This window comes from Micromonospora sp. AMSO12t (assembly GCF_008806585.1).
In the GTDB taxonomy this organism is placed as follows: domain Bacteria; phylum Actinomycetota; class Actinomycetes; order Mycobacteriales; family Micromonosporaceae; genus Micromonospora; species Micromonospora reichwaldensis.
The window spans coordinates 25,563-44,636 of sequence record NZ_WAAS01000003.1 but is presented as its reverse complement, the minus strand read 5'-3'; the positions used below and the strand labels follow the sequence as shown (position 1 = coordinate 44,636).

The following is a 19,074-nucleotide window of genomic DNA, read 5'->3' as shown; positions in this document are numbered from 1 at the left end:
GATCAGGGCTCGACGTCGATGATCTTGTGCGGACGTTCCTCGGCGGTGAGGCTCATCGGCGGGGTCTCGTCCCGGTGCCGCGGCTGGAAGCGGTTGGCCAGCCGGTGCTCCTCCTTGGGCGGGCGGTCGTTGGCCAGCAGCACGGCCAGCCACGGAATGAGCACCATGCCCAGGGCCACCATCGGCAGCCAGAGCCAGAGCAGTGGGGCCTGCACGCCGACCAGGACGGCACCGACGATCACGCAGGCCACCCGGATGCCCATCATCAGCACGTAACGCTTCTGACGGCTGGTGAGCTGGTCGTCCTGGCTGCGCGAGGCGTCGGTGATCAGGATCGGCTGGTACGCCTGACGCTTCACCACGGACCTCCTCGAGGGGGTTACGCCCCATCCTGTCACCTGCGGCGCGTGATCAGCGAAAATCGCTCGACCCGGCCCCGTGTTACCTGCGTGGTACGCTCGCGCCGTGGGCAGCAGGTTCAGCTTCACCGACGAGGCGTTGGCCAACCTGAGGGTCTACGACGTCACGCCCGGGGAAGTCTGGGAGGCGCTGCACAGCACCCGCCGGGTCATCCGACACCTCGGCGACGACGTGATGGTCGTCTACGCCGCCGCCCGCCGGGGGCGCCGGCTGGCCGTGCTGCTCGCCGAGGCCGACGGCACCGACAACGACTGGGACATCCTCTCCGCCCGCGAGCTGAGCGACGTCGAGGCGAAACGCTACGACGAGGCCGTGCGGAGATCTCGCCGATGAGGAGGCGGTGACGATGAACCGTAACGACGCGACCAAGCAGTTCCACAGCGGCGGTGACCGGCTCGCGGAGCTGATCGACGGGAGCCAGCAGGTGGAGCTTCCCACCCCCGACACCGACACCCCGATGGTCAGCCGCTCGGTGCGCCTGCCGCTGGAGACGTACGAGCAGGTCCGCGCCGCCGCCGACGCGCGCGGCATCGGGGTCACCACGCTCATGCGGCAGTGGATCGAGGCCGGCCTGGCCGACCTGGACGACTCGGCCACGGTCTCCCTCGCCGACGTCCGGCGGGCGCTGGCCGCCCTCTCCCGGCCGACCGCCGCCTGACCCACCCCGTCACGGCGCGGGAAACTCGCCGCCACCGGTCCCGCCGTGCCCGAGCGGCGACGCGGCCGGCTCGGGCGGGCGGCCCCTGCTGCGCCGCGCGTCGGCGGACGCCACCCCCGCCAACACCACGGCGACCAGCGCCAGGGCCACCATCGGTGACACCAGGGTGAGCGCCGGGCCCAGCAGGAGCAACACCAGCAGGCCCGCCACCCGGGACCGGGACACCCGGCCGAATATCTCGTACTCGAAGCGGGCCCGGGCCGCCAGGAAGATCGCCGGGCCGCCGACGACGAAGACCAGCCAGGTCGGGTCGGTCCGGCCGTGCGGGTGCACGATCACCAGTTCGTAACCGACGGCGGTGCTCAGCACGCCGACCACGATGACCAGATGGGTGCTGCTGGCGGAGGTGCCCAGCCGCCCGGGCGACCGGGCCACCCGCAGCGCCTCGGCGAGCAGGTGCCCCGCCCGGTGGAAGTAGATCCGCCAGAGCAGCGCCGTGGTGGCGAAGGCGGTCGCGAAGGCGCCGGCCCGGTCGGCGCTGAACTCCGTGCCGCTGTACGTCAGCCCGATGACCAGGATGGTCTCCCCCAGCGAGATGAGGAAGATCTGCTGGTACCGGTCGGCCAGGTGCTCACCGGCGATCAGCCAGCCGGCGGTGCGCGCCGGGCCCAGCCGGGGCAGCGGCCAGCCGAGCAGCAGGCCGGCGAAGTCGACGACCACGGCGAGCGCCCAGAGCGGCAGGCGCAGCTCCTCCGGCCCGACCGCCCCGGTCAGCCACGGCACGGCCCCCGCGGCGGCCCAGGCGAAGAGCCGCAGCGGGACCGTGCGGCGCGGATGGCGGCGCAGGGCCGTGGCGATGATCAGAGGCCGGACGAGCATCACCGCCAGGTACGCCAACACGAACGAGGCAGCCCGGTCCTCGAACGCCCGGGGCAACGCCACGGCCATCACCATGGCGCCGAACATCGTCCCGACCACGACGAACTGGATCACCGGCTGCTCCGGCTCGTACCGGCTGGTGACCCAGGTGGTGATCGACCAGAGCAGCCACAGGGCCAGGAAGAGCACGCCCGTGCGCCCGATCTCGGCCAGCAGCATCCCGCCGGAGCCTCCGGTGCCCTCGACCAGGCGCAGCGAGACCCGGGTCAGCGCGAAGACGAAGACCAGGTCGAAGAAGAGCTCCAGGAAGGTGGCCCGGGGCGAGCTGTCCTCCGGCCGCAGCAACCGCCCGCCGCGTTCGTCCGTCATCGGCTGCCCGTCGTCGCCATCCTGGCTACAACGACCGCCACGACGGCGCGGTTGCGTCAGCCCCCGGTGGACTTCGCCTTCGCCGCCGCCTTCATCTGCTGCTTGTACTCGCGCACCCGGCGCAGCGAGTCCGCGTCGGTGACGTCGGCCACCGACCGGTGGGCGTCCGGGTCGCCGTAGTCGCCGGCCGCCTCCCGCCAGTCCTTCGGCGTGACCCCGAACCGCTTGCCGAGCAGCGCGACGAAGATCTGCGCCTTCTGCCTGCCGAAGCCGGGCAGCTCACCGACCCGGCGCAGCAGCTCCCGGCCGTCGCCCACGTCCGACCAGAGCCCGGCGGCGTCGCCGTCGTACCGGTCGACGAGGGCCCGGCACACCTCCTGCACCCGGGCCGACATCGCCTTCGGGAACCGGTGCAGCGCCGGTGGCCGGGCGAACAGGGCGACCAGCGCCTCCGGGTCGTGGTCGGCCAACTCCCGGGCGTCCAGGTCGCGCCCGAGGCGCTGCGCCAGCACGTACGGCGAGGAGAACGCCTTCTCCATCGGCACCTGCTGGTCGAGGACCATCCCCAGCAACAGGGCCAGCGGATCCCGGTTGACGAGTTCGTTGGCCTCGGGGTCGATGGGCAGTGCGAGCGTCATGGCGCCATCCTGCCCTGACCGGCGACCGGCGGAGGTGCGTAGGCCGCAGTTGGCAGGGCACGTGTCGGCCTGCGGGCCGGCACCGGAGCGCAGGTGACCCGGCTGCGTGCGGCCGGGGCCCGGCTCTGATCCGCCGGGTGGCCGGACCCCGCTGCCGGGCACCAGGCAGGATGGCGACGTGGACGGACACGACATGTTGCTCTCCCCCGCCGGCGTCGAGGCGCTACGGACCGCGTTGACGCGGGCCGGGTTCACCTCGAACGGCATCGCCACCCGGCTCGGCCCGCAGGCCACCGGCGGGGTGGCCCGCAACGACTTCCGGGCCGCGCTGCGCGCCACCGAGGACCGCGACCCGCTCGGCACCCTGATCCGGGTGTTCGTCTGCGAGCAGACCGAGCCGGAGGCCGCCGTGGCCGCCGCGCTGGCGCCGCTGTCGCTGGCCGAGGCGCTCGCCGGGGGCCTGGTCGAGCGGCACGGCGACGGGCTGCGGATGGGCGTGGACCTGGAGCCGTACGGGGACGAGTGGTGGGTGCTCGCCGACGTGCCCGCCAGTGCCCGGCCCGGCCGCCCGCTGCACGCCGAGCACGTGCTCGGCATCGGCGGGGCGACGCAGACGCTGATCGGCGCGACCGTCCGCCGGCCCGTCGAGGCCGCGCTGGACCTGGGCACCGGGTCCGGCGTGCAGGCCCTGCACCTGGCCAGCCACGCGCGGCGGGTCACCGCCACCGACCTGTCGGCGCGGGCGCTGCGCTTCGCCGCCACCACCGCCGCGCTCAACGGCCAGGACTGGGAACTCCTCCGCGGTGACATGGTCGCCCCCGTCGCCGGGCGGCGCTTCGACCTGGTGGTGAGCAACCCGCCGTTCGTGGTGGGCCCCGGCACCACCACGCACGTCTACCGCGACTCGGGGCGGGTCGGCGACGCGATCGGCGCGGAACTGGCCGCCGCCGCGCCGGGCCTGCTCACCGAGGGCGGCACCATGCAGTACCTGGCCAACTGGGTGCACGTCGCCGGGGAGGACTGGGGCGAGCGGGTGACCGGCTGGTTCGCCGGCACGGGGCTGGACGCCTGGGTCATCCAGCGTGAGGTGGCCGACCCGATGGCGTACGTCAACCTGTGGCTCACCGATGTCGGCGAGGCGGCCGACCCGCGCCGGATGGCGGACTGGCTGGACTGGTTCGACGCGCACAAGGTGGAGGCGGTCGGCTTCGGCATCGTCTCGCTGCGCCGCTCGGGCCACGACGACCCGATCGTGCGGGTGGAGGACCTGCGCCAGCGGGTGGAGGCGCCGCTCGGCGACCGGGTCGACACGTGGTTCGACCGCCAGGACTGGCTGCGCGCCCGCGACACCGACGGGCTGCTCGCCGCCCGCTTCCGGGCCGCCGAGGGCCTCCAGCTGCGGCAGGAGGCCACCATGGGCGACGAGGGCTGGGCGGTGGACCGGCAGGTGCTGGCCATGCCGCACGGCCTGCGCTGGACCGAGGAGATCGACCCGCTCGTCCTGGCCCTGGTCGGCGGGGCCGACGGGCGGCTGGCGTTGCGCGACCAGCTCGCCCTGCTCGCCGCCGCACACGACGTCACCCCCGGGGAGCTGGCCGAGGCGGCCGGGCCGATCGTCGCGCACCTCGTCGAGCGCGGCTTCATCGAGCCGGTCGCCGACTGATGCGGGCCGTGGTGCAGACCGTCGGCCGGGCCGCCGTGACGGTCGACGGCGAGGTGGTCGGCGCGATCGACGACGGGCTGCTGGTGCTGCTCGGGGTGACCCACACCGACACCGTCGAGACCGCCCGGACCATGGCCCGCAAGGTGTACGAGCTGCGAATCCTCGACGAGGAACGGTCCGCTGCGGACACCGGCGCGCCGGTCCTGGTGGTCAGCCAGTTCACCCTCTACGGCGACGCCCGCAAGGGTCGCCGTCCGAGCTGGACCGCGGCGGCACCGGCCGAGGTCGCGGAGCCCCTGGTGACGGAGGTCGTGACGGCGCTGCGCACCCGGGGCGCCAAGGTGGAGACCGGCCGCTTCCGCGCCCACATGCTGGTCGAGAGCGTCAACGTCGGCCCCCGCACGGTGCTGCTCGACATCTGACCGGCCGGGCCGGCGGCCGGCGCCGGATCCCGGTGGCGGAGTCCCGTCGTGGCGCAACACCGCCGCCGCCAACTGTTCACGGGGGTCGGCCGACGACGGTAGAACCATCGCATGTCATCCCCCTCACAGCCCTTCACCTGGGGTCGCACGAGACGGCGGCTCACCGCCGCCGCGGCGGCGACCGGAATGGTCGCGGCCGGCCTCGCCGCGATCCAGGCCCCGGCGACGGCGGCCGGCCCGTCGCCGGCCGCCCCCGCCGCCACCCGGGACACCCACACGGTCACCCTGATCACCGGCGACGTGGTCACGGTGACCACCTCCGCCGACGGCAAGGCCACCGCCGAGGTCGACCGGCCCGATGACGCCACCGGCGGCGTGCGCTTCCGCCAGAGCGGCGACGACCTGTACGTCCTGCCCGACGAGGCCCTGCCGCTGCTGGACAGCGACAAGCTCGACCGGCGGCTGTTCAACGTCACGGACCTCATCGAGATGGGGTACGACGACGCGAAGACCCCCACGCTGCCGCTGATCGCGGCGTACACCCCGGCGAAGGCCCGCACGGCGAAGCCGGCGCCACCGCGCGGCGCGAAGCTGGTCCGCGACCTGCCCAGCATCCAGGGCGCGGCGCTGTCCACCGAGAAGAAGCAGGCCCGCACCCTCTGGTCCACCCTCGCGCCCGCCACGGCGACGGCACCGGCCCGGGCCCTCGGCGGCGGGGTCACGAAGCTCTGGCTCGACGGCCGGGTGACGGCGGCGCTGAAGGAGAGCGTGCCCCAGGTCGGCGCGCCCGCCGCGTGGGCCGCCGGGTACGACGGCAGCGGAGTACGGGTCGCGGTGCTCGACACCGGGGTCGACCCCAGCCACCCCGACCTCGTCGACCAGGTCGACGACAAGGTCAGCTTCGTGCCGGGCGAGGACACCTCCGACGTCAACGGGCACGGCACCCACGTCGCCTCGACGATCGCCGGCACCGGCGCGGCCTCCGGCGGCGGCAACCGGGGCGTCGCCCCGGGCGCGGACCTGATCGTCGGCAAGGTGCTCGACAACGGCGGGTACGGCCTGGACTCCTGGATCATCGCCGGCATGCAGTGGGCGGCCGAGTCCGGGGCCGACGTGGTCAACATGAGCCTCGGCGACGGCTCGCTGACCGACGGCACCGACCCGATGACCGCCGCCGTGGAGACGCTCTCCGCGCGGCACGGCACGCTCTTCGTCGTCGCCTCCGGCAACTCCGGCCCGCAGACCATCGGGTCGCCCGGCACCGCGCCGAGCGCGCTGACGGTCGGCGCGGTCGACAAGCAGGACGCGCTGGCGGGCTTCTCCAGCACCGGCCCACTGGCCCGCACCGGCGCGCTCAAGCCGGACCTCGCCGCACCCGGCGTCGGGATCGTCGCGGCCCGCTCGCAGCAGGCCGCCGGCGAGGGCGCGTACCAGGGCATGGACGGCACCTCGATGGCCACGCCGCACGTCGCCGGGGCCGCCGCGATCCTCGCCCAGCGGCACCCCGACTGGACCGGGCAGCAGCTCAAGGACGCGCTGATGAGCAGCGCCAAGGGGTTGTCCGACGACTACCGGCCGTACCAGGTGGGCACCGGCCGGCTGGACGTGGCGGCGGCGGTGCGCGGCACCGTACGCGCCACCGGCTCGGCGTTCTTCGGCACCTTCGACTGGCCGCACGAGCCGACCGACGCCCCGGTCACCCGGTCGGTCACCTTCACCAACTCCGGCACCGCCGCCGTGACCCTCGACCTCGCCCTGACCGGCGGCGGCCCGTTCACGCTGGGCGCCTCCACGGTGACCGTGCCGGCGGGCGGCAGCGCCGACGTCGCGGTCACCGGCGACCCGCGCGGCGACGCCCACGGCGAGCTGACCGGCTACCTGGTCGGCACCGACGCCGCCATCGGCACGGCGGTCACCCGTACCGCGCTGGGGCTGCTCAAGGAGAACGAGCGGTACGACCTGAAGGTCAAGCTGGTCGGCCGCGACGGCAAGCCGGCCAGCGCGACGGTCGTGGTGAACCGGGCCGGCGAGCCCAACCCCGGGCAGTACCCGGTCACCGGCGAGCGGACGCTGCGCCTGCCGAAGGGGACCTACACGGTGGAGGCCGTGCTGGACGTTCCCGGCGAGCGGGCCGACCGGCTCGGCTTCGCCCTGCTGGTGGACCCGGAGACCGTGCTCGACCGCGGCGCCGAGGTGGTGCTGGACGCGCGCCGGGCACGGCTGCTCGACACCGCCGCACCGGAGCGGACCGAGGAACGACAGCGCAAGCTGGACTACACCGTCGGGTACGCCGACGGCAGCGACTTCCGGGCGGCGTACCAGCTGCCGATCCGCTACGACGACCTGTACGTCCTGCCGACCGAGCGGGTCAGCACGGTCTCGTTCACCATGGCGGCGCGGTGGCGCAAGGGCGAGCCGATGCTGAGCCTGCGCATCCCCGGCCGGTCCCCGATCGACGCCACGGTCCAGCCGGGCAGCACCATCACCGCCGGCACCGAGACGCTGCGACCCGTCTACGCGGGCACCGGCGCTCCGGAGGCGTACGCCGGTCTCGACGTCAAGGGCCGGGCCGTGGTGGTGACCCGCAGCGACGCGGTCGACCCGACCGCCCGGGCCGCCGCCGCGGCGGCCGCCGGGGCGAAGCTGCTGCTGGTCGTCAACGACGGCGCCGGCATCCTCAACGAGTGGGTCGGCGAGTCCGCCATCCCCGTCGCCACCGTGCACCGCGACGCCGGCAAGCAGCTGATCGCCGCGACCCGGGGCGGGCCGCGCAAGCTGACCGTCACCCGGGTCCCGTACGCCGGCTACGTCTACGACCTGGCCCGGGTCTGGCCCGGACAGGTGCCGGACCGGTCGCTCGCCTACCACCCCCGGCAGCGGGACCTGGGCCGGATTGACGCCCGCTACCACGCGGCCGTCGACTCCCCCGGCTCCGGCTACCGCTACGACATGGTCTTCAGCCCCTCGTTCGGCTTCCCGGAGAGCGAGTCGCACCCGGGCACCCGCACCGAGTGGGTCACGCCCGACGTGGTCTGGCACGAGGTGCACGACCAGGGCGGCTGGACCGACACGGCCTACCTCAACACGTACGCCAAGGGCAGCACGACCAGGCTGGACTGGTTCGCGCCGGCCGTCCGACCGGCCTTCAGCCGGGCGTTCGGGGTGCGCAACAGCCGCTACGGGGACTACATGACCCTGAACGTGCAGGCCTGGAGCCCGTCGGACGACGTGCTGGAGCACGGCGGCAACCTGGAGTGGGGCTCGGTGCCGACCCACCTCAAGCTCTACCAGGGCGACAAGCTGGTGGACGAGAACACCTGGAGCTCGGACCTGCAATGGACGCCGGTGCCCGCCGGCACGCTGCCGTACCGCCTGGTGCTGGACGCCTCGCGGCCGGCCGACCGGTGGCGGCTGTCCACCCGCACGCACACCGAGTGGGACTTCGTCTCCGGCTCGAACACCGCCGACAACTTCGTCCCGTTCGCGCTGCTCCAGCTCGACTACACGCTGGAGACCGACCTGCGCGGCGACGTGAAGGCGGGCACCACCCAGCGGATCAGCGTCAAGGCCGGGCCGCAGCCGGGCGGCACCGGCACCGGCACGGTCACGTCGGTCACGCTGGACGTCTCGTACGACGACGGCGCCAACTGGCGGAAGGTCACCCTGAGCAAGGGCGCGGGTGACCGCTGGACCGGCTCGCTCGCCCTGCCGAGGCAGCCGGGTGGCTTCGTGTCGGTGCGGGCCGGCGCCAAGACGGACGCCGGCTTCGGCATCCGGCAGGAACTCATCCGGGCGTACGGCCTGCGGTGAGCTGGTTGGCGGGGCCCCGGGACACGCAGCGTTCCGGGGCCCTTCCCGACGACCCGTCGGCCTTCCCGGGCTGGTCAGGACCGGTGCCGGTGTCCCATACTCTGCCTGCCGCAGCGGGCAGAGGGAGGCAGCCACCGATGCTGGGCGCGTTGGGGCTGAGCCCCGAGGACGAGGCGGTCTACGGCCTGCTGGTCCGGCGGGGCCAGTCCGGCCCGGCCGAGTTGGGCGACGCCCTGCGGAGGCCCGCCGCGGCGGTCGAGGCGGTGCTCTCGCAACTGACCGCGTACGGCCTGGTGAAGCACGGCCCGGAAGGGCAGTTCTCGGTGGCGCCGCCCGCCGTCGCGCTCGGGGCGCTGATCAGCGAGCAGCGGGGCGCCCTGCACAACGCGGAACTCGCGCTGGTCAGGCTCGCCGAGGAGTACCGCTCGTCGATCGCGGGGCGCACCATCGACGAGCTGATCGAGGTGGTCAGCGGCGTCGACGCCGTCCGGCACCGGTTCGCGCAGGTGCAGCACGCCGCCCGCACGCAGGTGCGCAGCTTCGTCACCACCCCGTTCATCGCCGTACCGCCGGGCGCCAACGCGGTGGAGTCGACGGCGGTCGGCCAGGGGGTGCGCTTCCGCGTCGTGATCGACCGGCCGACACTGGCCGAACCGGGGGTGGTCACCGAGACGCTGGAGTCGCTGCGCGACGGCGTCGAGGTGCGGGTGGTCGACCACCTGCCGATCAAGCTGGTCCTGGCCGACGCGGAACTGGCCCTGGTGCCGTTGACCGCCACGCCCGGCGGCGAGCCCGGCGCGGTGCTGCTGCACCGCACCGGGCTGCTGGCGGCGATGGACGCGCTGTTCGAGATCGTCTGGCGGCACGCCCACCCGCTCGACTCCTCGGCGCTGACCGCCCCCGCCGGCGACGACGCCGACAGCCAGGCCGCCGACGGCCCGACCGAACTCGACCGGAAGATCATGGCGCTGCTGCTGGCCGGGCTCACCGACCCGGTCGTCGCCGCCCAGCTCGACCTGTCGTTGCGGACCCTCCAGCGGCGCCTGCGCCACCTCATGGACCTCGCGGGGGTGCAGACCCGGATGCAGCTCGGCTGGCACGCCGCGCGGCACGGCTGGGCCTGACGGGGCCGCGGGCCCGGCGAGCCCGTGGCAGGGCCGGCGCACACCGTGGCGTCAGGAGAAGAGGCCGCGGCGTTGCAGCGACTGACGGATCCAGCCGTCGAGCTGGGGGGTGAAGTCCGTGCGTTCGGCGGTGGCGTGGTCGACGGTGAAGCGGCCGAAGGCGTCCCGGCCCTCGGTGAACAGACCGCCGCGCTTGTCCAGCTCCAGCACCACCTGGATCTGCTGCGGGTCGGTGACGAGGGTGACCTCCAGCTGGTTGATCGCCCCGGCGTACTGCGGCGCCGGGTAGAACTCGATCTCCTGGTAGAAGGGCAGGGTCTGCCGTACGCCGTAGATGTGGCCCCGCTCCACGTCGGCCCGGGCGAACCGGAAGCCCAGCCGCAGGAACGCCTCCAGGATCTTCTGCTGGGACGGCAGCGGGTGCACCGCCACCGCGTCCAGGTCGCCCTTGTCCACCGCGCGGGCCACCTCCAGCTCCGTACGCAGCCCCATCGTCATGCCGTGCAGGTGCTGCCCGTACAGCTCGGTGAGCGGCGTCTCCCACGGCACGGCGAAGCGGAACGGGATGTCGTGGCGCTGCCCCGGGGCGAGCCGGAAGGCGCCGGTCGCGGCCTGCCGGTGGAACTCCTGCGTGGTCTCGTAGTCGTTGTCGCCGCTCTCGACCTCGACCCGGGTGACCAGGCCCAGGGCGACGTACGACACGTCGACGAGGTGGTCGCCGCCAGCCACGTGGATGACGCCCTCCAGCTGGCCGCCGGGGCGGCAGTTCGGATTCGTCAGCACGGTTTCCACGGACGGGCCACCCACACCCATCGCCTGCATGAGCCGCTTGAAGACCACGACACCCTCCACAACCTGTTCGGTACGCCGACGTCGCCGGCGGGCCGGCCGTGCGGGCCGACCGCTGGCACGGTAACCGCCGGCGGCAACCAGCGCTCGGCGACGAGCCGCCCACGCTGAGCAGGGCATCGACGGAATTCGTGTCGGTTCCCCGATCGCCTCACTCCCGTTTCACGCCCCGCCCGCCAAGCTGTGTGTCACACCGGCACCACTGGGCCGGATCCAACGGCACAGACGTGGACACGGGGAGAAACTGAGATGGCCCTGCAGATGACGGAGCACCGGACGCGCCCTGCCGGCACCACCGAGGCCGCGAGCGCCACCGACACCCTGACCGACCTCGACGCCACCGACGAGCGCGGCGTCTCCACGGACCTGGTCCGGGCATACCTGAACGGGATCGGCCGGACGAAGTTGCTGACCGCCGCCCAGGAGGTCGACCTCGCCAAGCGGATCGAGGCCGGGCTGTTCGCCGAGGAGAAACTCGCGACCTGCACCCCCGTCTCGGCGGAGTTGCGGGCCGACCTGGGGCTGATCGTCGCGCAGGGCCGCGCCGCGAAGGACCACCTGCTGGAGGCGAACCTGCGCCTGGTGGTCAGCATCGCCAAGCGGTACACCGGTCGCGGCATGGCGTTCCTCGACCTGATCCAGGAGGGCAACCTCGGCCTGATCCGCGCGGTCGAGAAGTTCGACTACGCCAAGGGCTACAAGTTCTCCACGTACGCCACCTGGTGGATCCGGCAGGCGATCACCCGGGCCATGGCCGACCAGGCCCGCACGATCCGCATCCCGGTGCACATGGTCGAGCAGGTCAACCGCATGGTCCGGGCCCGCCGCGAGCTCTCCGTCTCGCTGGGCCGCGAGCCCACCGTCGCCGAGGTCGCCCGGGCCATGGACATCCCGGAGTTCCAGGTCATCGAGCTGATCTCGTACGACCGGGAGCCGGTGAGCCTCGACCAGGCGGTCGGTGAGGACGGCGAGAGCGCGCTCGGCGACTTCGTCGCCGCCGTCGACCCGAGCGCCGAGCCGGGCGACGCCGCCGCGCAGGGCGAGCTGCGCAACGAGGTCAGCATCGTGCTGTCCACCCTGTCGCAGCGGGAGCAGGCCGTGATCCGGCTCCGCTTCGGCCTCGACGACGGCCGGCAGCGCACCCTCGACGAGGTCGGCCGGGAGTTCGGCCTGTCCCGGGAGCGGATCCGGCAGATCGAGAAGGTGACCCTGCTGAAGCTGCGTGACCCGGAGCGGGCGCAGCGCCTGGAGGCGTACGCCTGCTGACGTTTCCTGGACCACGCGAGGCCCCGGCGGTTCGCCGGGGCCTCGCGTCCGTCCGGACCGTGGTCCTTGATCCCGGCTGCCCGACGGGCTACCAATAGCCATGAACTGGACCCTGGAAGTGGTGGTCGTGCCGGTCTCCGACGTGGACCGGGCCAAGGCGTTCTACGCCGACCGGCTCGGCTTCGCCGTCGACCACGACACGACGTTCGGCGACGACGCGCGGATCGTGCAGCTGACCCCGCCCGGCTCAGGCTGCTCGATCGTGATCGGCAGGGGGCCCCTGCCCGAGATGCCACCCGGCTCGCTCAAGGGCCTCCAGCTCGTCGTGCCCGACCTGCGCCGGGCGCGGGCGGAGCTGGTCGAGCGCGGCGTCGAGGTCAGCGAGATCCAGGTGCTCGGCGAGAATCCGCGCCCGGTGCCGGACCCGTTGGACAACGTCGGCTTCGTCCACTTCGCCGACCCCGACGGCAACGCCTGGTCGGTGCAGCAGATCTCCGACCGGGCGGCCTGACCGGTTCGGCCGCCGCACCGCGAAGTGTCAGGAAGGGCACCTTCCTTACAGGCGGCGGGGGCCGGTGTCGGGGCGGGCCACGGCGGAGCCGACCCGCACGGTGGCGTGCAGCACCGAGATGCCGTCGGGGCGGGCGAGCACCGGGTTGAGGCTCAGCGCGCGGACCCGGGGCTGCTCGTCGGCGAGCCGGCCGACCCGCAGCAGCAGGTCCGCCAGGGCCGCCCGGTCCACCGGCGCCGCGCCGCGGTGCCCGCGCAGCAACGGCGCCGCCCGGGGCTCGTCGACCAGCTCGGCCGCGTCCAGGTCGGTCAGCGGCACCGCCCGCCAGGCCCGGTCGCCGAGCAGCTCCGTGGCGACGCCGCCCAGCCCGAAGCCGACCACCGGGCCGAACGCCGGGTCCTCCACCAGCTCGACCACGCAGGCCACACCGGGCGGGACCATCGGCTGCACCAGGACGTCCGCGCCGAAGACCGCCGACATCTCCGCGTACGCGCGGTGCACCGTGGCCGGGTCGGGCAGGTCGAGCCGGACCGCGCCGAGGTCGAGGCGGTGCCGCAGACCGGGGGCGGCGGCCTTGAGGGCCACCGGGAAACCCAGCCGGGTCGCCGCGTCGACGGCCTCCGCGGCGGAGCGCGCCGGCACCGACTCGACCACGTCGATCCCGTACGCCGCGAGCAGTTCCGCCGGATCGAGGGCCTCCGGGCGCAGGGCGGCGTGGGCCGCCTCCCGGTCCACCCGGGGCAGCTCCGGCGGCACCCCGGCGGGCCGGCGCAGCCAGTCGGCGTACGCGGTGACCCGGGCGAGGGCGCGCACGGCCTCCTCCACGCTCGGATAGGCGGGCACCCCGGCGGGCGTACGGCCGACCAGGAACGTCGCCACGGCCGGCTTGCCGGCGGCGAACGCGCTCGGCAGCGCGGCGGTGAAGTCCGACTCCGTGTCGGTGAGCTGGCCGGGCAGCGGCGGGGCGAACACCACCACCAGCGCGTCCACCTCGCCGTCGGCGCCCGCCTCGGCGAGCGCGGCGGCGAACTCGGCCGCGCCGGCGCGCGGGCCGACGTCGCGCGGGTAGCCCCGGGCGACGGTGAGCCCCTGCGCGGCGCAGGCGGTGGCCGCCAGCCCCGTCAGCGCCGAGGAGTTGCCGACCACGCCGACCCGACGGCCAGCGGGCAGCGGCTGGTGGGCCAGCAGCACCCCGACGTCGAGCAGCTCGGCGACGGTGTCCACCCGGATCACGCCGGAGTGGGCGAACAGCGCGGCGACCGCCACCTCGTCCGGGCCGGCGGAGTCGCCCACCCCGGGCGGCCGGGCCGGCGAGGCGAGCGCCACGACGGGCTTGTCCCGGCCGATCCGGCGCGCCAGCCGGGCGAACTTGCGCGGGTTGCCGAAGGTCTCCAGGTACAACATGATCACGTCGGTGCCGGGGTCGTCCTGCCAGTACTGGAGCAGGTCGTTTCCCGAGACGTCGGCCCGGTTGCCGGCCGAGACGAAGCTCGACAGGCCCAGCCCCCGCCGGTCGGCCTCAGCCAGCAGCGCCACCCCGAACGCGCCGGACTGGCTGAAGATGCCCACCCGGCCGGGCACCGGCAGCCGGGGGGCGAGGGTGGCGTTGAGGCGTACCGCCGGATCGGTGTTGGCCACCCCCAGGCAGTTCGGGCCGACCACGCGCATGCCCGCCGCGTACGCCGCGCGGACCAGCGCGCGCTGCGCGGCCGCGCCCTCGCCGCCGGCCTCGGCGAAGCCCGCCGAGATGACCACCAGGCCGTGCGCGCCCGCGGCGGCCGCGTCGGCCACCACCTCCGTCGCCGCCTCCGGCGGGACCGCCACCACGGCCAGGTCGACCGGCACGCCGGCATCGGCCGCCGAGGAGTACGCGGGCAGCCCGGCGACCGTCGTCGCGCCCGGATGCACCGGGACCACCGCGCCGGTGTAACCGCCGTCGCGCAGGTGCCCGAGCACCGCCGCGCCGACGCCCTGCCCGGTGGCGCTGGCGCCGTAGACGGCGACGCCCCGTGGCGCGAGCAGCCGGGCGACGGAGCGGGCCTCCGTGCGGTGCTCCCGGCCGCGCTGCACCTCCAGCGTCGCGTCGGTGGGGGCGATCGGGAAGCTCAGGTGCACCACGCCGTCGGCGAACTGCCGCTGCACCTGGTAGCCGAAGTCGGAGAAGACCCGCAGCATCGCGCCGTTGGCCGGGAGCACCTCCGCCACGAAGTTGGCGATGTCGTTGCGGCGGGCCGCGTCGGCCAGGTGCTCCAGCAGCACCGAGCCGATGCCCCGGCCCTGGTAGGCGTCCTCGACCACGAACGCCACCTCGGCCTCGGGGGCCTGCGGGCCGAGCCGCTCGTAGCGGCCGACGGCGACGATCCGGTCGCCGACCAGCACCACGAACGCCTCCCGGTCGCGGTGGTCGACGTTGACGAAGCGTTGCAGGTCGCGCTCGGGGATGCGCGGGTACGGCGAGAAGTAGCGCAGGTAGCGGGTGCGCTCGGAGAAGCGCGAGTGCATCGCCACGATGCCCGGCCCGTCCGACGGACGGATCGGCCGCAACTGCACGGTGCTGCCGTCGCTGAGCAGCACGTCCACCGGTTGTTCCACAGTGGTCACCTGTGCGGTCCCCTCCGCCCGCCGGATCAGTCGCGCGGGTCGTGCGGATCGAGCCCGAACAGCGGGAAGGCGGTCTTGCGGGCCGCCGCGATCGCCCGGTCCACGGCGCTCGGCTCGCCGGTCGGCTGCCACGGCTCGTACGCCGGGTCCACGTCGTCGGTCATCCGCAGCGGGATCTGCCGGCCCGGCCGGCGCCCGGCGGCCAGCTCCCGCCACGCCGGCGGGGTCAGCGTCGCCGGGTCGACGGGCTCCCCGGCCGCCACCGCGAGCAGGTGCGTCCAGGCCCGGGGCACCACCTCGACCAGCGCGTACCCGCCGCCACCGGTGGCCACCCAGCGGCCCTCGCACAGCTCGTCGGCGAGCGCCCGCAGGGCCAGGTAGGTGGCGCGCTGCCCGTCCACGGAGAGGTTCAGGTCGGCGAGCGGGTCGAGCCGATGTGCGTCGGCGCCGCACTGGGTGACCAGCACCTGCGGCCGGAACGCGCGCAGCACCGACGGCACCACCGCGTGGAAGGCGCGCTGCCAGCCCGCGTCGTCCAACCCGGGCGGCAGCGGGACGTTGACGGCGCTGCCCTCGGCGCCCGGCCCGCCCGTCTCGTCGGGAAAGCCGGTGCCCGGGAAGAGCGCCAACGGCGTCTCGTGCACGCTGACCGTGAGCACCCGGGGGTCGTTCCAGAAGACCTGCTGCACCCCGTCGCCGTGGTGCACGTCCACGTCCACGTACGCGACCCGCTCGGCGCCCAGGTCGAGCAGGCGGGCGATGGCCACCGCCGGGTCGTTGTAGACGCAGAACCCGGCGGCCCGGGCCGGCATGGCGTGGTGCAGGCCGCCGGCCACGTTGACCGCCCGCCGGGCCTCGCCCCGCCAGACCGCCTCGGCCGCCGCCACCGTGGCGCCGGCGACGAGCGCGCTGGACTCGTGCATCCCCTCGAAGACCGGGTTGTCGGAGGTGCCCAGCCCGAAGCCGGCGAAGAGCGGATCGCGGGGGGCGACCTTCACCGCGGCGAGGTAGCGCGGGTCGTGCACCCGGCTCAGCAGCGCGTCGTCGGCCGGCTCCGGCTTCACCAGCCGCACCCCGGGACGCGCGAGGACGCCCAACTCCCGGGCGAGGGCGAAGGTCAACTCCAGCCGTACCGGGTCGAGGGGATGGTCCCCCATGTCGTAGGCGAGCAGCGACTCGTCCCACACCACCACCGTGTCGTCGGACATGGCCCCATCGTCGCACGCGCGCCCCGGCACGCCCGCGCACGCGCTGCTCAGCCGCCGGGTGTCGCCCGGCGTCCGTTGCCCGTTCAGCCGGTCGGAGTCGCTCCGGTGGCCACCGGGCGGGCCGGGTCGGCTACCCAGTTGCTCCACGAGCCGACGTAGAGCGCGGCGTCCGTGCGGCCGGCCAGGTGCAACGCGAGCACGGCCTGCGCGGCGGTCACCCCCGACCCGCAGTACGCCCCGACCGGACTGTCGTCGCCCACCCCGGCGGCGGCGAACCGCTCGCGCAGCGCCTCGGCGGCGGGGAACCGGCCCTCGGCGACGTACTCGCCGGCGGGCAGGTTCACCGCGCCGGGGACGTGACCGGCGACCGGGTCGATCGGCTCGGTCTCGCCCCGGTAGCGGGGCGCGGCGCGCACGTCGAGCAGGACACCGTCGTCGGCCGCGGCCAGCCGGGCCGCCTCTCCCGCGTCGAGCACCGGCAACGCTCCGGGGCGCACCTCCACGTCGCCCGGCTCCGGGGTCGGCACCTCCGTGCTGACGGGCAGCCCGGCGGCCTGCCACGCCGGGAAGCCGCCGTGCAGCAGCCGTACCGGCCGGTGGCCCGCCCAGCGCAGGGTCCACCAGGCGCGGGCGGCGGCCATGCCGTCGCCGCCGTCGTACACCACGACGGGATGACCGGCGCGCACGCCGGCGGCCCGCAGCGCGGCCTGGAGGGCGGCGGCGTCGGGCAGCGGGTGCCGGCCGGCGGGTCCGGGCGGCCCGCAGAGCGCGGTGTCCAGGTCGACGAAGACCGCGCCGGGCAGGTGACCGGCGGCGTAGTCCTCCCGACCCGGCGCGCCGACGAGCCGCCAGCGCACGTCGAGCAGCGTGGGCGGGTCGGCCTGGCCGAGTTCGACCGCGAGCCGACCGGCCTCGACAAGGAGATCATCGGAGGCGGACATGGCGTCCAGTCAACACCATCCCGGCACCGACCTGGCGGTTCGCCGTGGGTCGTTCGGTGAACACCGAGGTAGCATCGTTGGCCGGAGGTCCGCTGACGTGAAGCATGATCTGGTCGACACGACCGAGATGTACCTCAAGACCATCCTCGAGCTGGAGGAGGAGGGGGTTCCGCCGCTGCGTGCCCGCATCGCCGAACGGCTGGGGCAGAGCGGGCCGACCGTCAGCCAGACCGTCGCCCGGATGGAGCGCGACGGCCTGCTGACCGTCGAGGGCGACCGCCACCTGGCGCTCACCGCGCACGGCCGCAGCAACGCGGTCTCCGTGATGCGCAAGCACCGCCTCGCCGAGCTGCTGCTGGTCAACGTGATCGGGATGCCCTACGAGGAGGCCCACGAGGAGGCCTGCCGGTGGGAGCACGTGATGAGCGACGCGGTCGAGAAGCGGGTCTACGACCTGCTGAATCGGCCGACCCGCTCGCCGTACGGCAACCCGATCCCGGGGCTGGACGAGCTGGGCACGCCGGAGCAGACGACAGCCGCCCCGATCGAGGGCGAGCGCAACCTGGCGTTCCCCGGGCTGTCGGGGCCGGTCGTCGTGCGGCGCATCTGTGAGAGCGTGCAGACCGACGCGGACGTGCTCCGGCAGCTGCACGCCGCCGGCGTCGACCCGGGCGCGACGGTGACGGTGGCGCAGGAGCGCGACGGGGTGTCGATCGACCGCTCGGGCGACCGCATCAGGTTGCCGCGCGAGGTAGCCTCCCGGGTCTTCGTCGCCGCCCACTGACCCACCCGGCCCCACGCCTGTGGGCAGCAGGCGCAGGATCTTGAGGCGAGGCAGTTCACGCTGTGCCGGGGGCTTCGTCACCCTGGCCGAGGTCAGATGGCGCGGGTGTCGAGTCCCTGGGCCAGGGCGACGAGAGCGGTGGTGAGCTTCTCGGCCTCCGCCTTGTCGGCGTCGCGTGGGGTGGCGTAGCGCAGGGTGGCGAGGCGGCCCTCGGCGGCCAGCCAGCCCACCTCCGCGACCGGCCCGAGGGCGCCCTTGGAGGAGGCGGTCCGCCGGTACGCCTTCTGGCCGAGCCCGGAGACCTTGGTCGCCTTCTTCGGCACCACGTCCGCGGTGAAGGTCGCCGCGTCGATCGACGTCCGGGTGACGGTCAGCGTCAACTCCGGCAGGGTCTCCTGTCCCGCGCGCACCACGCAGGTGTGGCTGTCGCCTGTGGCGCTCGCTGCGGCTACGTCGAAGCGGACGCCGGCGTGCTGCTCGATCACGCCGAAGTCCAGCAGCCGGCACGCCCCGCCGGACGAGGCGGCGGCCACGTCGACCGTGACCGGCGCGGCAGGCGGTAGGGCCACCGGTTCTGCCTCCGCGCCGCAGCCCGTCGCCAGCAGCAGGGTCACACTGGCAAGCCGGACCCGCCCGCTCACCGCAACCTCCTGTTATTGAAACTTCATCTTGATGCGCTAACCACGATAAGTGCGTAGGGGCTGTTTCGACATAGGACGAGAGTCCCGGAAAGACAGCGATCGACCACAGATCCGATGCCTGCACCGGGAGTTTTGCTGCCCTGTCCTACCTCTTGGCGATCGCGCTGTCCCGCAGCAACTTGGACCACCGACTTCCTCATGCACACCGAGCGCACTTACAGGCACAGTCCGTGGCGGCCTTCGATGCCGGACGGCAGGCACCTTTCGTCCTAGCTCCACTTGCGGTAAGG

The 19,074-nt window shown here is 74.2% G+C and carries 17 protein-coding genes; 9 read left to right on the top strand and 8 right to left on the bottom strand.

Annotated elements, in window-relative coordinates; genetic code table 11:
* Nucleotides 1–2: 2 nt before the first annotated feature.
* Nucleotides 3–359: a DUF3099 domain-containing protein gene (locus F6X68_RS01015; protein ID WP_151452442.1), complete on the bottom strand. Its 357-nt coding sequence runs from the start codon at nucleotides 357–359 to the stop codon at nucleotides 3–5.
* Nucleotides 360–465: 106 nt separating this feature from the next.
* Between F6X68_RS01015 and F6X68_RS01010 the strand changes: the two genes are divergently transcribed.
* Entirely contained in the window at nucleotides 466–753 is a 288-nt protein-coding gene (locus F6X68_RS01010) for a hypothetical protein (RefSeq protein WP_225851882.1), read from the top strand.
* Nucleotides 754–766: 13 nt separating this feature from the next.
* Nucleotides 767–1,078, top strand: a complete 312-nt coding sequence (locus F6X68_RS01005) for a hypothetical protein (protein WP_132233013.1) — start codon at nucleotides 767–769, stop codon at nucleotides 1,076–1,078.
* Between the two features lie 9 nt (nucleotides 1,079–1,087).
* Here F6X68_RS01005 and F6X68_RS01000 read toward each other — a convergent pair whose 3' ends face one another.
* Both F6X68_RS01000 and F6X68_RS00995 read right to left on the bottom strand, forming a co-directional pair.
* A complete protein-coding gene (locus F6X68_RS01000; RefSeq protein ID WP_151452440.1) occupies nucleotides 1,088–2,326 on the bottom strand; it encodes a low temperature requirement protein A in 1,239 nt (412 codons plus the stop codon).
* Nucleotides 2,327–2,382: 56 nt separating this feature from the next.
* Entirely contained in the window at nucleotides 2,383–2,964 is a 582-nt protein-coding gene (locus F6X68_RS00995) for an HhH-GPD-type base excision DNA repair protein (protein WP_151452439.1), read from the bottom strand.
* 178 nt (nucleotides 2,965–3,142) lie between these two features.
* On the opposite strand from F6X68_RS00995, the gene F6X68_RS00990 reads away from it, so the two are divergent.
* The 4 genes from F6X68_RS00990 to F6X68_RS00975 all read left to right on the top strand — a co-directional run bounded on the left by F6X68_RS00990 (nucleotide 3,143) and on the right by F6X68_RS00975 (nucleotide 9,983).
* Nucleotides 3,143–4,627, top strand: a complete 1,485-nt coding sequence (locus F6X68_RS00990; RefSeq protein ID WP_192581216.1) for a methyltransferase — start codon at nucleotides 3,143–3,145, stop codon at nucleotides 4,625–4,627.
* A complete protein-coding gene (gene dtd, locus F6X68_RS00985) occupies nucleotides 4,627–5,049 on the top strand; it encodes a D-aminoacyl-tRNA deacylase (protein WP_151452438.1) in 423 nt (140 codons plus the stop codon). The genes F6X68_RS00990 and dtd overlap by 1 nt, the downstream gene beginning before the upstream one ends.
* A 111-nt stretch (nucleotides 5,050–5,160) precedes the next feature.
* Complete coding sequence (locus tag F6X68_RS00980; RefSeq protein WP_151452437.1) at nucleotides 5,161–8,859, top strand: S8 family serine peptidase; 3,699 nt, start codon at nucleotides 5,161–5,163, stop codon at nucleotides 8,857–8,859.
* Between the two features lie 137 nt (nucleotides 8,860–8,996).
* On the top strand, nucleotides 8,997–9,983 hold the full coding sequence (locus tag F6X68_RS00975) for a TrmB family transcriptional regulator (protein WP_151452436.1): 987 nt from the start codon (nucleotides 8,997–8,999) through the stop codon (nucleotides 9,981–9,983).
* Between the two features lie 51 nt (nucleotides 9,984–10,034).
* On the opposite strand, the gene F6X68_RS00970 is transcribed toward F6X68_RS00975, so the two are convergent.
* Entirely contained in the window at nucleotides 10,035–10,823 is a 789-nt protein-coding gene (locus F6X68_RS00970) for a sporulation protein (protein ID WP_151452470.1), read from the bottom strand.
* Nucleotides 10,824–11,081: 258 nt separating this feature from the next.
* On the opposite strand from F6X68_RS00970, the gene sigB reads away from it, so the two are divergent.
* Complete coding sequence (gene sigB, locus F6X68_RS00965; protein WP_370518890.1) at nucleotides 11,082–12,098, top strand: RNA polymerase sigma factor SigB; 1,017 nt, start codon at nucleotides 11,082–11,084, stop codon at nucleotides 12,096–12,098.
* A gap of 100 nt (nucleotides 12,099–12,198) precedes the next feature.
* Nucleotides 12,199–12,609, top strand: coding sequence for a VOC family protein (locus F6X68_RS00960; RefSeq protein ID WP_132233001.1), 411 nt, complete (start codon nucleotides 12,199–12,201; stop codon nucleotides 12,607–12,609).
* Nucleotides 12,610–12,654: 45 nt separating this feature from the next.
* Here the strand turns inward: F6X68_RS00960 and F6X68_RS00955 are convergent, their stop codons facing one another.
* The 3 genes from F6X68_RS00955 to F6X68_RS00945 all read right to left on the bottom strand — a co-directional run bounded on the left by F6X68_RS00955 (nucleotide 12,655) and on the right by F6X68_RS00945 (nucleotide 17,359).
* On the bottom strand, nucleotides 12,655–15,210 hold the full coding sequence (locus F6X68_RS00955; protein ID WP_151452435.1) for a bifunctional GNAT family N-acetyltransferase/acetate--CoA ligase family protein: 2,556 nt from the start codon (nucleotides 15,208–15,210) through the stop codon (nucleotides 12,655–12,657).
* Nucleotides 15,211–15,236: 26 nt separating this feature from the next.
* Complete coding sequence (locus F6X68_RS00950; protein WP_151452434.1) at nucleotides 15,237–16,418, bottom strand: acetoin utilization protein AcuC; 1,182 nt, start codon at nucleotides 16,416–16,418, stop codon at nucleotides 15,237–15,239.
* 83 nt (nucleotides 16,419–16,501) lie between these two features.
* Nucleotides 16,502–17,359: a sulfurtransferase gene (locus F6X68_RS00945; protein WP_151452433.1), complete on the bottom strand. Its 858-nt coding sequence runs from the start codon at nucleotides 17,357–17,359 to the stop codon at nucleotides 16,502–16,504.
* 97 nt (nucleotides 17,360–17,456) lie between these two features.
* Here F6X68_RS00945 and F6X68_RS00940 point away from each other — a divergent pair, with 97 nt between their 5' ends.
* Complete coding sequence (locus F6X68_RS00940) at nucleotides 17,457–18,143, top strand: metal-dependent transcriptional regulator (protein ID WP_132232993.1); 687 nt, start codon at nucleotides 17,457–17,459, stop codon at nucleotides 18,141–18,143.
* A 92-nt stretch (nucleotides 18,144–18,235) separates the two neighbouring features.
* On the opposite strand, the gene F6X68_RS00935 is transcribed toward F6X68_RS00940, so the two are convergent.
* Nucleotides 18,236–18,784 (bottom strand): hypothetical protein, encoded by a 549-nt coding sequence (locus F6X68_RS00935; RefSeq protein WP_151452432.1) that lies wholly within the window; start codon nucleotides 18,782–18,784, stop codon nucleotides 18,236–18,238.
* Nucleotides 18,785–19,074 lie beyond the last annotated feature (290 nt).

Coding starts and splice junctions, on each gene's coding strand:
- F6X68_RS01005 (WP_132233013.1), top strand. CDS start 767: ATGAACCGTAACGACGCGACCAAGCAGTTCCACAGCGGCGGTGACCGG.
- F6X68_RS01000 (WP_151452440.1), bottom strand. CDS start 2,326: ATGACGGACGAACGCGGCGGGCGGTTGCTGCGGCCGGAGGACAGCTCG.
- F6X68_RS00995 (WP_151452439.1), bottom strand. CDS start 2,964: ATGACGCTCGCACTGCCCATCGACCCCGAGGCCAACGAACTCGTCAAC.
- dtd (WP_151452438.1), top strand. CDS start 4,627: ATGCGGGCCGTGGTGCAGACCGTCGGCCGGGCCGCCGTGACGGTCGAC.
- F6X68_RS00980 (WP_151452437.1), top strand. CDS start 5,161: ATGTCATCCCCCTCACAGCCCTTCACCTGGGGTCGCACGAGACGGCGG.
- F6X68_RS00975 (WP_151452436.1), top strand. CDS start 8,997: ATGCTGGGCGCGTTGGGGCTGAGCCCCGAGGACGAGGCGGTCTACGGC.
- sigB (WP_370518890.1), top strand. CDS start 11,082: ATGGCCCTGCAGATGACGGAGCACCGGACGCGCCCTGCCGGCACCACC.
- F6X68_RS00960 (WP_132233001.1), top strand. CDS start 12,199: ATGAACTGGACCCTGGAAGTGGTGGTCGTGCCGGTCTCCGACGTGGAC.
- F6X68_RS00950 (WP_151452434.1), bottom strand. CDS start 16,418: ATGTCCGACGACACGGTGGTGGTGTGGGACGAGTCGCTGCTCGCCTAC.
- F6X68_RS00945 (WP_151452433.1), bottom strand. CDS start 17,359: ATGTCCGCCTCCGATGATCTCCTTGTCGAGGCCGGTCGGCTCGCGGTC.